The sequence below is a fragment of the Gracilibacillus kekensis genome (genome assembly GCF_900143085.1).
GTDB classification, from domain to species: domain Bacteria; phylum Bacillota; class Bacilli; order Bacillales; family Amphibacillaceae; genus Gracilibacillus; species Gracilibacillus kekensis.
On the sequence record NZ_FRCZ01000001.1, the window covers coordinates 859,417 to 873,386 of the forward strand.

Sequence of the window (13,970 nt, forward strand, 5' to 3'; positions counted from 1 at the left end):
TCCGTCTTATTCTGAAGTACCCATCGTACCAATCTTATCTTTAATAGATTGAACAGTATCTGTAACAGCACTTTCTACGTCTGAACCATTGTTAATCAATTCAATCGCGATATCCATATCCCAAACTGGTGACATTTCAGGAATATTTGGCATTAATGTACCGTGTGGGACTTGTTCCGTATAACCTGCATAAATTGGGTCTTCCACTGCATCTAAAATTTCAGGTCTAGGTGGTAATTCACCCGTAACTTCATAGTACAATTGAGAGTTTTCATCATTCGTCATAAATTTAGCAAGGTCTGTTGCCCATTTCTGATTCTCACTATAATAAGATACTAACCAAGATTTCACACCTACAAAAGATGGCGCCACTTCACCGTTCATTTTTGGTAGTGGTGCAGTAGCTACATCATCACCAAGAGCTTCTTTATAAATTGGCATATTCCAAGGACCACTAACAACCATTCCTACTTTTCCTTCTTTAAACAATCCATCTAACACGTCAACGGTTAACGTTTTAGGTAGCAAACCTTCGTCGATAAATTCTTTATATTTTTGTAGACCTTCGATAGATCCTTCATTATCTAATCCGATATCTGTAGGATCATATACGCCGCCTTCTTCACCAAATACATAACCACCATATGCATTCATAAATGAATATAAATAGTAGAATTCAGGTGAAATTAAAAATCCATATTCGTCATTGCTTGGATCTGTCAATTCTTGTGACATAGCAAGCACATCATCAATTGTTTCTGGAACTGTGTCAATTAAACTTTTATTATAAAAAGCAAAATATGTTTCGATTGCTACTGGAGCACCGTAATTTTCGCCTTCATACAAAAATGCGTCCATTGCTACATCTGTAAAAGCTCCAGCTTCATCATCTGTGTACTCAATTGGCATTGCTAAACCTTGTGCCACAATGTCACCTAGACTATCTTGTGGTTGAAAAAATAAATCTGGACCGTCACCAGTTGGACCAGCTAAAGCTAATTCCTGAACTTGATCTGGAATAGCAACACGTTCATATTTAATTTCAATACCAGTTTCTTCTGTATATTTATCAAACATTTGCGTTGATACTTCTTCAGCAATATCTTCATCATTGATCCATACTACTAGTTCTTCTGGTTTATCTTCCTCTGCACTTTGACTTTCTTCATTATTCTCTTCGCTACTATTTTCATTATCTGTAGCTTCTTCTGCTCCCTCACGTTCTGGTGCACATGCTGTAAGTAAAAGAACAAATGATACCATTAATAATAAACCCCATAAAGTTTTGTTTTTAATCAACTTCATGACCTCCTTAATAAATTAAATTAATTATCTTTACATTTTTTATTATAAAGCGATTTCAACTTGATAGATATATCAAATTATTCTAGCCTACTTTCAAAAAACGAAACAAAGCCTGCATCTTTCATTGATGCAGGCTTCGATAAGTACTCGGTGTAACCCCTTCACGTTTTTTAAAAGTTGTGACGAAATGACTCACCCCATTAAAACCTACCTTTTTTGCGATTTCTTTTAAAGATAAGCCTGGTATAGTGATTAAAATCCGTTTCGCTTCCCGAATTCTTAATTGAACTAAAAAGGAATAGGGACTTATTCCAAATGTATCATGAAACATTGTATTTAAATGCTGAGAACTTACCTGTGCTTTTTCAGACATTTCCAGCAATCCTATATCTTGAGGATAAACTTGTTCTAACCATTCTACTGTCGCTTTAATTTTTTCGAAGGACTGAAGAACCGACAGTTTATTGTTCATTTGACCATACTTTTTTAAATGCATTAAAAATTGATATAAATCCGCTGAAATTTCATGTGATAAATGATGTGGATCCTGATAATGTTCTAGTTTTCCTATCATTTTATCCATATGATTTTTAAAAGAAATGTTATCCGTTTCTTCATAAAATGCCGAATAGTTCATATCTAACGCATTCAGTATTGGATCTATCGCTGCTCCAGTAAAGGTAATATAGTATGTTTCCCAATGTACGGTTGCATTGTGATCAGAATAATATTTATGAGGGGTATACGGTGTTAATAAAATACCTTTGCCTTCAGGTAAAGAAAAAGCCTGATTGGCTAATTCAATGACACCTTCCCCTTTAACTGTTTGTAACCAATGATAATATGGATAACCTTCCTGTCGGTCGAAATCCAATTCATATGGATTATAACCGATACTTTCGATATACACAGGCAAGGGGTTTTCAGAAACAGAAAAGGTAAAACGTTTTTTCTCAGCCACTTTATCACTACTTTCATAGTAAATAGTTATATATATCTATATTATAAACGATATTATCATAATCGCAAAATAGTATATTTCTACTAAACAGTAAAACGAGCAAACCCCAATTCACCCTATCATTACATACGTATAAGAAGTATTATGCGACATAACTTTTGCTGTGAAATAATCTTTGAAAGCTGATAACTGCGTAACAATCGCTCCGGCTTGCCCACTTCGCTTTCCATGGGTTTTCCCTTCAGCTAAACTTTTTACCTTTTATTCATAATATGATGGACGATATGGATTAAAAGCCTAACATGTTTATTCGTACTTAAGTTGTAAAGCATCAAAAAGCGCAGGTGTCCGTTTCCACTCCTGCGGGATGTTTTTATCCGAAGATCCACTTTTTAAGCGCACTTTGCTTAAAAAGTTAGCTAAGGAGAAAAACCCGCGGAAAGGGAAACGGATAAGCCGAAGCGATTGCAAATCACATATAATATCTCATAATTACTTCTACAATAGAGTCGCATAATCCTTTTTATGTGTAGGAATTGATGGGTATTTATACTATTAATGCGTATTATTAAAAACTACTATCTCAATAGATAGTAGTTTAGTCTATAGCTGGTTCGAATAGTTCACTTAAAATTAATGCAACTGCGCCAAGGGAGGATCCATAGTCACCTAACTTTGATACATAGACAGGTGTCTGTTGGGCTTGCTCTGAAATAGCTCGGCTTTGAATCGTCTTTCTAATTGGCTTGAGGATGAACTTACCAGCCTTAGAGACACCTCCTCCAAGAATAATGGTACTTGGATTACACACATGAATTAGATTTGTAAGAGCAATACCCAGGTATGTTCCTGCCTCTGCTAGAATATCAATTGATAGTTTATCCCCTTCTATGGCTCCGTGATGCACCTTTTCTGCTGTTAAATCTGTATTATTATATTCAGATAGAATAGTAGAATTCCCTTGCTCAATCATCTTCACCATTTTTTCTGCAATAGCTGGGCCTGAAGCAACTGTCTGAAGGCAACCATCATTCCCACATGTACATCTTTCGCCATGTATATCGATTGTCATATGACCAATTTCACCAGCTATGCCGTGTTCCCCGCTATATAACTTTCCATCTATCACTAATCCCGCACCAATCCCTCTTCCTACATTGATCGCAATCATACTAGTATTCGCTGTTTGATTTTGAAACCACGCTTCTCCTAGTGCTAATGCTTTGGCATCGTTCTCTACTTTTACATCCATATCAAAAGTAGATTCTAGTTCTGATTTAATATCCATATTACGTAAATTTAGGTTTGGTGCAAAAACGGCTATACCTTGTGTAGCATCAACTACACCATGCATAGCGACACCAATGCCTATAAACTTTAAAGATTTATTTTGTGAGATTAAATGCTTTACTCCTGTTACGAGCATTTGCAAAAAATCATCCTCTTCAATTCCTACATTTACCGTTTTTTTGATCTGGTCCACTATTTTACCTGATAGATCTGAAACAATAAATTGCACATCACTAGGTCCTGCATCTATACCAATAATATGAAAACCAGATGTATTTAACACTAACATTGTAGGTTTTCTCCCACCTTGTGAAATACCTAACTGACTTTCTTTGATAAGATCCTGTTCTAATAACTCCTTGACAATTGTTCCTACGGTCGGTGGTGTGAGTTGTGTTTCTTTAGCAATTTGCGCTCGAGAAATCGAGCCGGCTGAACGTATTTTGTTTAATATAATTGATTTATTTAATGACTTCATCCATTGAAAACTTCCACGCTGCATGTTTCCCCCAACTTTCTTAATATACTTTAATAAGTATACCATAATATCCAATTGCACTTAAAGAATTCCTCAGGTTAAGTAGTGATGTAGATGTATATTAAGAAGTATTATACGACATAACTATTGTGGTAATTATGAAATGTTATATGTGCTTTGCAATCGCTCCGGCTTTTTTAAACTCTACCATTCAAGCAAGAATAATCATGCTGGCGTTTCCCCATCAATTTATCATTAGATTACTTATCATTGTTATCAATATAAGCTGATTTATTGTCTAATTTTAACAACCCAAAATATTAGCATTTGGAATAGTTGTAGAGTCCCACTAAACGTAGGCAGCCACTTTCACTCCTGTGGGGTCGTTTTCCCTGAAGATCCACTTTTCCATGCGGTTTTTGCTTGAAAAAGTTAGCTGAAGGTAAAACCCCACGGAAAGGGAAGTGGGCAAGCCAAAGTGTTTACTACGCAGTTCTAACATCTCATAATTACCACAAGAGTTATGTCGCATAGTCCTGCTTTAATTCAGTATCTGAGTGACAATATATATTTTATGATAGGAATGATGCTTTTTTTATGGTATGTAAAAGGAGGTATGGAATAGTTTCCATACCTCCTTTTTATTAATATGGTCCACGAATGTGGTCGTGTACTTCTTTTTGATAAAAAGACTCTAATTTAGCTAGCTCCTCAGCGGAAAAGTCTGGGACATCCATTGCAGCCAAGTTATCCTCCACCTGTTTTACCGTTTTAAAACCAGGAATAACAGAAGAAATCGCATCATGGCTTAAAATCCATTTTAATGCAGCACGAGTCATGTTGCCACGACCATCCGCAATCCAATTTAATTGCTCACTAAGTTCTACACCTTTTTCAAAAGGTAAACCAGCAAAAGTTTCCCCTACATTAAAGGCTTCCCCATCTTTATTAAACTTACGATGGTCATCCTCCTCAAACGTATGGCCTTTTGAAAATTTACCGGTCAACAAACCACTTGCTAATGGTACTCTTGCTAAAATACCAACATTTTTCTCCTGTGCAACCGGGAATAATTCCGTTACTGGCTTTTGACGGAAGATATTAAAGATCACCTGCAATGCCGCAACATTAGGATTTTCCATCGATAATAAACCTTCTTCAACCGTTTCTACACTTACGCCATAGTGACGAATCTTCCCTTGTTGTTGTAATTTATCCAAGACTTCAAATACTGCCCCATCACGTAAAATTTCGATTGGAGGACAGTGAATTTGAATTAAATCTAGTTGATCACGTTGTAATCTTCTCAAACTATTTTCCACGTAATTGGTAACCGACTCTTCGGAGTAAGTTTTCGGATCATGGATATCACCCGCACGACAAAATTTGGACGCAATATGAATTTTATCTTCTTTACCTTTTGTCGCTTTTGCTAATAATTCTTCACTATGTCCATCTCCATAAACATCTGCTGTATCAAAGAAGTTGACACCAGCATCCATGGCACGTGCTAAACCTTCCAGCGCCTCTTTATCATTCGTTTGGCCCCAAGCGCCCCCAATGGCCCATGTACCAAAACTTAGTTCACTTATTTTCATATCAGTTTTTCCAAATTGACGGTATTGCATATAATCTCTCCCTTTCTCATTAACTAATCATTGAATTTTACATAATCTCTCCAGTTATGAACCGGTTGCCAACCTAATACTTCTTTTGCTTTCTTATTACTTAATAATGTCTCATATCCATCGATTGGTTCACGGATATCTGCCACATTCGGAAAAGAGGTTTCCATTAACTCTTTACTTGTAACATCCATACTGGAATTATCTGCGGCTAAGTTTAGTTCCACGGTTCCCAGGCCATCTTTTTCTACTGCTAAACGATACGCAGCTCCAGCATCACGAGCATCTATGTAACTCCATAGAATTGGCTTTCTCAGTTCTGGCTTGTGGATAAAATCCGGGAAATTTTCATACATATGCGGCGCAATCACGTTGCCAACTCTCATAGAAACAACTTGCATACCAGTACGCTGATGAATCATTTCGGCTGTCTTTTCATTGACAATTTTAGATAATCCATAGCTATCTTCAGGCATTTGTGGATGCTCTTCATCAATTGGTACATATAATGGTTGAAGATTTTGTTTTGTAAAAACAAATCCATAAGAGGATTCACTCGAAGTGATCACTGCTTTTTTAATACCTAACGTCCCAGCAGCCTCTAATATATTATAGGTGGATATCACATTGTTTTGAAATGTCACTTCATTCGGATGGGAATATGCTACCGGAATTGCAGCCAAATGCACTACAGCATCCGCACCTTCTAATACTCCATATACTTCCCCAAGATTTGTTAAGTCTGTGATAACGGTTTTACATTTTGGGTTTTCCGGATGCTTTTGATCGACATTTAACACCTCATACCCATGGTCTAAAAACTCTTGAATAACAGAAGGCCCTAATAAACCACTTCCGCCTGTAATTACTACTTTTGTCATAACGATGCCACCTTCCTTTTTTGTTTACGCTTCCACATTGTATTATACTCTCTTTTATAGATGTTGAAAAAGAATCCGCTTGACCATACCCGAAAATCTCACTTCAGATTTTATACATATTATCGCTCGATAGGAAATGGTTTGGTATGATAGGGAGTACATACGTAAAACATACCGTAACCTGTCAATCCTAATACAAGGAGGACTAGTATATTAATGAGAGAATTTTATAAAGTATTAATTGTAGATGATGAAATGTTGATTCGCCAAGGCATTATCAATTATATAGAATGGGAAAATGAAGGGTATAAAATTATTGGGGAAGCCTCGAATGGTGTGGAAGCCATGCAGTTAATGGAGACTCATCACCCCCATATTATCATTACAGATATTGTGATGCCGGGGATGGATGGAATAGAGTTAGTAAAAAACGTAAAAGAGTCTTATCCTGAAACAGAAATCATTGTTCTAAGTAGCTTTGAAAATTTTGATTATGTTAAACAGACCTTTCAAAATGGTGTTGCTGATTATATCTTAAAACCAAAATTACAAACAAATGAACTGTTACAAACATTAAACAGAGTCACAAAATCACAAAAGAAAACGACTCAATCTAAAGAGTCAACCCCTTCTATTGAGGAGATTTTGCAAAAGATAATAGCTGGATATCAATCCATTCGTGAAATGGATTATGCTCGTGAACATTTATCTAAGGATACATTTATCCTCATTGAAGCTTTTTGGAATATAAGAACAGATCAGCAATTATCCCATCATATTATTACAAATCAATTAGAAAATAGGCTTAGTAATACCATACTTCATAGCATCCCTATTAAAGAAAAAAGTGCACTCTATTTAGTTAATTTCTCAGAAATATCGATAAATGAGCTGAAAGAAGCTGTATATGATAGTGATAAAAATATATCTGCGAACCAATTAAAATGGTTAATAAGCAATCCTTTTGATTCATTGGAAGATCTGAAGACTAATTATGAAACAACTCATAAAAAAATCATCCAATACCACTTTTATTTGCCTGAGGTGAATTTTCTTTTCTATGATAATTTACCGGAGCCAGAAATCGCAAATACTGAATTTGATTTAAATCATATGATCTACTTATTCAAACGAAAGCAATTCCAAGAAGCTTTTATTTACTTAAACAAACACATTGGATTATTATCGAATCAATACAATACTGACGTTTTCGAGTTTCAATCATGGTTGGAAAACATAATCTTTAACATCCTTGTATTACTTGGCAATATGAACTATACCATTGAAGAACTCGAAAAAGAAAAATACCATTATTTCCAAGAGATTAATGAAGCTTTTAACGTAAGAGAAGCAGTGTCTACCTTTGACCAATTTCTATCCAAAGTAGAGCAAAAAGTTTCACCCGAAAATGCAGAAGCAATGTCCAATATTCAATTATTACTGGATTATATTGAAGAACATTATGATAGTCATCTTACATTAAGTACATTAGCAAAGCATTTTCATTTTAATCCTTCTTATTTGTCAAGTTACTTTAGCAAACATCACAAAGAAGGCTTTAGCGATTATTTAAATTTTGTTCGAATCAAAAATGCAATGCAGCTACTAGAATCTAGTGATAAGTCTATCTCTTCTATAAGTGAAGCAGTTGGCTACTCAGATCCTAGCTATTTCACAAAAGTGTTTAAGAAAGTGACAAACACTTCTCCTAGTACCTACCGTAAAGAAAACAAAAGACAGAATTGAGGACATCTCAAATGAAGAAACTCATAGGTATCTTTCAAGCAAATAATTTATTTATAAAGATCTTTTTAGTGATGGTAATAAGCGTTATCGCTGTATCAATTATGATCACTTATAACAGCATACGCATGTCTACTAACTTATTTCTTGATACATTTAGTATAACTAATTCCAAAATTATGGATCAAATTACAGAAAGATTTAATCTTTTTACCAATTCGATTGTTTCTGCCTCACTCGAAGTGGAAACAAATGGAACGATTAAGCAATTGTTACAAGTTGAGCATGATACTGCAAGTGAAAAATCAATATATTATTATCATATGACAAACGAAATGAAGCAAATATTTGCTGAAGTTGATCCAAATGATGCCAATATGGTGATTTTAAGTAATCAACAAGATGTTTTCAATATGAATTATATTAAATGGCAAGTGGATGGGGAGCTATTGGCAAATCATGAGATTATTGATCGCATAGAAAAGAGTGACACAGATATTGTCTATCAGTTTGAACAATCGGAGGTAACGAATGGGGTTCCGATGGTGATTGCTTCCAAAGCTCTAAAATTAAGATCAGATGAGATATATGGCTATTTATTCTTTTCGTTGACAGAGCCAGATTTAAGAAAGTTCTATGAGAGCTATACAAGTGAAGGAAATAACGTCTTATTAATTACTCCAGAAGGAGAAATTATATCAAGTAATCAAGAAGAACTTATCGGCGACTCCTCTTTGGAACTGTTGAGCTATGCAGAAGGAGTAAGAGGAGAAGATTTAGAATATCGTAATATTAATGTGTTTGGACAGGAATTTGTGTTTCTTTCACAATATATCCCTAGCATGGACATATACCTCGTAAATTTAATCAATCAAGAGGTAGTGGCAGACAATGTCATTAATACAAGTGATATTTTATTAATTGCGATCGTCATTGTTGGCTTGGCTGTATTAGTTGCCTTTTTAATTTTGCGTAAGATGACCGTTTCCATTAGTCAATTAGTTCGACAAATATCCGACATGGCAAGATATCAGTTTAATAAACCATTAAAAGAAGCTGGCGGATATGAAACACGTAAAATTGCTAAGGCCTTTAATTATATGTTAAATGAACTACAGGATTATGTGCAGATTTTAATGAACACACAGGATAAGCAACGAAAAGCTGAATTAGAAGCACTACAACACCAAATCAATCCACATTTTATCTATAATACACTAGCTTCGATAAAATTCATGATACGACAAGAGAAAAAAGAAACAGCATCAAATACCATCGACTCTTTTATATCACTATTACAAAATTCATTAAGTAATGTAGACGAGACGATTACTATAAGACAGGAATTGGATAATTTAAAAAGCTATGTACAAATTAACCAAGCTCGTTACGGCGAGCGTATTAAAGTAAATTACTTAATTTCTCCAGATTGCTTAGATCTGTTGATACCTAAACTAGTGATCCAACCTTTTATCGAAAATGCTTTTTTTCATGCCTTCACTCAGAAAAAAACTGGTTATATACAGATATTGATTGCAAATCGCGAGAAAAATTTAATCTGTGAAATTGTTGACAATGGTGATGGAATGATAGCTGATCAACTAGATAACAAAACCATAAAAACGAAAGAGAAGCGACAGCTATTCAGTGGAATAGGGGTTAAAAATGTGCATGAAAGAATTCAATTGTTATATGGAAAAGATTATGGAGTTGAAATAGAGAGTAAACCATTACAAGGTACCAAGGTATTAATAAAATTACCACTGCAATCTTAATTTCACTAATTTACATTATTTTCTTACTAAAAATATTACCGATTATAAAAAAAATACTAATATTTTTTATCGGTTCTGTACATTCTAAAAATAGTTTCATTTTTTACTAAAGATCGTCCAAGAGGTCTTTAGTATTTTTTGTTACAATTTCATTACAGCGTTGAAAACGATTTCAACGTTAAAAACATTTTTTATAGGGGGTTTTTATAGTGAGAGAAACATTTACAAAGAAATTTTGGTTGTTAATGATAGCGCTATTAACAACAGTAGTATTAGCAGCATGCTCTGGTGGAGATGATGATTCTTCTGAAGGTGGCGAGAGTGATGAAGGTGAATCCACTTCAGGTGATGAAGGCGCAGAAATAACAGCTTGGGCTTGGGATCCTAACTTTAACATCGGAGCTTTAGAATTAGCTTTGGAACATTATGACAATGAGGATTTCAATATGGAAATTATTGAAAATGCTCAAGATGATATTGTACAGAAGTTAAATACTGGTCTAAGTTCTGGAACAATGCAGGGTATGCCTAACATTGTATTAATCGAAGACCAACGTGCACAAAGTTTCTTACAGTCTTATCCGGACGCATTCTACCCAATCGGTGATTATTTTAACCCTGATGACTTCGCTGAGTATAAATTGGCACCAACAAGTCTTGATGGAAAACAATACGGACTTCCATTTGACACAGGGGTAACTGGTTTATTCTATCGTACAGATTATCTTGAGGAAGCTGGATATACTCATGAAGATTTGGTAGATATTACATGGACAAAATATATTGAAATTGCAAAAGATGTTAAAGAAAAAACAGGTCATGCAATGCTTTCTTTAGACCCTAATGATTTAGGTATTTTACGTGTTATGATGCAAACTACCGGAACATGGTATACAGATGAAGAAGGAACAATTCAAATTGAAGGTAATGAGCCATTAAAAATGGCATTAGAAAACTACAAAGCGCTAATGGATAGTGGCGTAGTTAAATTAAACTCTGACTGGAGTCAATATTTAGAAGCATTTAATAGTGGTGACGTTGCAACTGTTCCAGCTGGTAACTGGATTGCAGCTAGTATTGAGGCAGAAGAATCTCAATCAGGATTATGGAAAGTTGCTCCTACACCACGCTTAGACATGGAGGGTGCGGCTAATGCTTCCAACCAAGGTGGTAGCTCATGGTATGTGTTAAACATCGATGGCAAAGAAGCAGCTGCAGAATTCCTAGGTGGTACATTCGGATCTAATGTAGACTTCTACCAGGATTTAGTTACTGAAATTGGTGCGATTGGTACGTATAAACCTGCTTCTGAAGGTGATGCATACCAGTTCGAAAATGAATTCTTTAACAATCAGCAAGTAGTATATGAATTCTCTCAATGGATGGAAGAAATTCCACAAGTAGACTATGGTATGAACACATATGGAATCGAGGATATTCTATCTGCAGAAATACAACAATATTTAGATGGAAAAAGTATTGAAGATGTATTAGCAGATACACAGACTCAAGCTGAGAACCAATTTAAATAAGTTGGACAGAATAGCAATCTTAAATAGTAGAGTTAACCCTTCTTTTGGGTTTTCTCTTCTATATTAAGAAATATGAGGAGGGGGACCATCTTGAACCAACAACTATCACAAACAGTAAAACCTACGTTTATGCAACGTTTTAAAAAGAATTATATTGGTTGGATTTTCATTTTATTATCTGTAGTGGGAATCAGCCTTTTTTACTTTTATCCTATGGTGCAAGCTTTCATACTATCGCTCCAGTCTGGGATGGGAGCCAACTTAGACTTTGTTGGTTTCGATAATTATGTAAGATTATTTAATGATCCGACATTTATTACAGCATTAACTAATACGATATTGTACTTGTTAATTCAAGTTCCAGTAATGATTGTATTGGCTTTAATATTTTCCGTGTTATTAAATGATCCTACATTAAAATTCAGAGGTTTTTTCCGTACCGCCATTTTCTTACCTGCCGTTACTTCACTGGTAGCATACGCGGTAATCTTCAAGTATTTATTTGGAAATGATGGAATAGTAAATGACTTGCTGATAAGTTTGAACCTTATGTCTGAGCCAATCGCTTGGCTTTCTGATCCATTTTGGGCAAAAATAACGATTATTATAGCAATTACATGGAGATGGACTGGCTATAATATGATTTTCTATTTATCTGCATTACAAAACGTTGATAAATCAATGTATGAAGCTGCTAGAATTGATGGAGCTTCTGCCCTGCAACAGTTTTTCTTTATAACCATTCCATTACTAAAACCAATCATTCTCTTCACTTCAATTGTATCTACGATTGGTACGTTACAATTATTCGATGAAGTAATGAATATTACAAGTGGTGGCCCTGGTAATGCAACGATGACAATATCGATGTATATTTATAATTTATCATTTGAATACACACCAGACTTTGGATATGCAGCTACTGTTTCTTATGTCATTTTAATCATAGTTGTCGTACTATCCTTTATTCAATTTAAACTGGCAGGTGATCGAGATTGAAAAAATTTAAACGTGTATTTATATACCTATTCTTAAGCACTGCAGCTATCGTGTCTATTTTTCCATTTTTATGGATGCTTGTGAGTATGACAAATAAATCCGTGGATGTTACGGCTGGTCGTTTAATACCAGGAACACACTTAATTGAGAATTTCAGAAATTTATTAGAGCAAACTCAAATAGGTTTAGCAATATGGAACTCTCTTGTAATTGCTGTAATTACTACCTTCTTAACCTTATTGATAGGTTCTTTAGCAGGTTACGGTTTTGAAATTTACCGATCTAAGATGAAAGATGTGGTATTTAATATCTTAATTCTTTCGATGATGATTCCTTTTGCTGCGATTATGATTCCTTTGTATCGACTTTTTGGTCAAATATCAAATGATGCGCCATTAATTGGTTTAGATACACTAGCAGCTGCGTTTTTACCAACTATCATTACAGCTTTCTTCATTTTCTTTTTCAGACAAAATACAAAAATGTTTGCGAGAGAACTTGTGGAAGCGGGTCGTATTGATGGACTAAGTGAACTAGGTATCTTTTTCCGAATTTATTTACCTACGATGAAAACGACTTATGCAGCTGCAGCTATTATTGCCTTTATGAATAGTTGGAATAACTATCTATGGCCATTAGTAGTGCTACAATCTCCAGAAAAACAGACGATACCATTATTAATTTCGAATTTAGGTGCAGGTTACACGCCTGACTATGGTGTTATTATGCTAGCTATCGTTATTGCTACATTACCAACTGCAATTGTCTTCTTCCTAATGCAAAGACATTTCGTCGCCGGTATGATGGGTTCTGTAAAAGGTTAAACAAAGGTGAAGCTGGGATTCCCATGCTTCACCTTCTTTATATTATTGCTAACTAGAGACAACTTTTAAAGGTCATTCCGTGACGGGATATGTAATGTTGTAGACGGGATAACTAATTGCCTTCACAGGATAATGTGGTCGCTTGACGGGATAAGTCTTAATATCCCGTCAAGCGAAGGAGTTATCCCGTCAACAACCAATCTGCCTCCGCTTCTCCAAGTGCGACATTTCGTAATTGTTCTCTATTCATTTTTTATCTCCTATCTTTTCTTTAAAGCATGATTTCGCGGCAGATACCTATCACAAGTTTGTATTGTCACTGTATTACGGTTTATTTTAGTTAATCGTTAACGTTTTGATGTTCTTCTTATTGTGGTAAAATAAATTGAGACTTCAATCATTGGGAGTTTTACTCTCGCTGATTGTTAGCGAGACTTATCAGGAAGTTAGCATCCGTTCTTCCCCACTTAACTTCTCTTTTATTACTCGAACATGATATTGGGTATTACGGACGTTTACACCGTGATTAAGTGAGACTTTAATCTGTGGGAGCGTTA

General features: G+C 35.1%; 10 protein-coding genes. 5 read left to right on the plus strand and 5 right to left on the minus strand.

Annotation, left to right across the window (positions count from 1 at the left end; all coding sequences use genetic code 11):
• Positions 1-6 precede the first annotated feature (6 nt).
• From BUC25_RS03925 to BUC25_RS03945, 5 genes are all read right to left on the minus strand, one after another.
• Positions 7-1,299, minus strand: coding sequence for a sugar ABC transporter substrate-binding protein (locus BUC25_RS03925; protein WP_084543348.1), 1,293 nt, complete (start codon positions 1,297-1,299; stop codon positions 7-9).
• A 127-nt stretch (positions 1,300-1,426) separates the two neighbouring features.
• Entirely contained in the window at positions 1,427-2,266 is an 840-nt protein-coding gene (locus BUC25_RS03930; protein ID WP_073199846.1) for an AraC family transcriptional regulator, read from the minus strand.
• Positions 2,267-2,864: 598 nt separating this feature from the next.
• Positions 2,865-4,058: an ROK family transcriptional regulator gene (locus BUC25_RS03935; protein WP_073200487.1), complete on the minus strand. Its 1,194-nt coding sequence runs from the start codon at positions 4,056-4,058 to the stop codon at positions 2,865-2,867.
• Between the two features lie 620 nt (positions 4,059-4,678).
• Positions 4,679-5,662, minus strand: a complete 984-nt coding sequence (locus BUC25_RS03940; protein WP_073199848.1) for an aldo/keto reductase — start codon at positions 5,660-5,662, stop codon at positions 4,679-4,681.
• Between the two features lie 23 nt (positions 5,663-5,685).
• Entirely contained in the window at positions 5,686-6,540 is an 855-nt protein-coding gene (locus BUC25_RS03945) for an NAD-dependent epimerase/dehydratase family protein (RefSeq protein ID WP_073199850.1), read from the minus strand.
• A 216-nt stretch (positions 6,541-6,756) separates the two neighbouring features.
• Between BUC25_RS03945 and BUC25_RS03950 the strand changes: the two genes are divergently transcribed.
• The 5 genes from BUC25_RS03950 (at position 6,757) to BUC25_RS03970 (ending at position 13,413) form a co-directional block, all read left to right on the plus strand.
• On the plus strand, positions 6,757-8,286 hold the full coding sequence (locus BUC25_RS03950) for a response regulator transcription factor (protein ID WP_073199852.1): 1,530 nt from the start codon (positions 6,757-6,759) through the stop codon (positions 8,284-8,286).
• An 11-nt stretch (positions 8,287-8,297) separates the two neighbouring features.
• Positions 8,298-10,058, plus strand: coding sequence for a sensor histidine kinase (locus tag BUC25_RS03955; protein ID WP_073199854.1), 1,761 nt, complete (start codon positions 8,298-8,300; stop codon positions 10,056-10,058).
• Between the two features lie 245 nt (positions 10,059-10,303).
• Complete coding sequence (locus BUC25_RS03960) at positions 10,304-11,590, plus strand: ABC transporter substrate-binding protein (protein ID WP_073200489.1); 1,287 nt, start codon at positions 10,304-10,306, stop codon at positions 11,588-11,590.
• A gap of 129 nt (positions 11,591-11,719) precedes the next feature.
• Complete coding sequence (locus tag BUC25_RS03965) at positions 11,720-12,589, plus strand: carbohydrate ABC transporter permease (RefSeq protein ID WP_073200490.1); 870 nt, start codon at positions 11,720-11,722, stop codon at positions 12,587-12,589.
• Positions 12,586-13,413, plus strand: a complete 828-nt coding sequence (locus BUC25_RS03970) for a carbohydrate ABC transporter permease (RefSeq protein ID WP_073199856.1) — start codon at positions 12,586-12,588, stop codon at positions 13,411-13,413. Before BUC25_RS03965 ends, BUC25_RS03970 begins: the two co-directional genes overlap by 4 nt.
• Positions 13,414-13,970 lie beyond the last annotated feature (557 nt).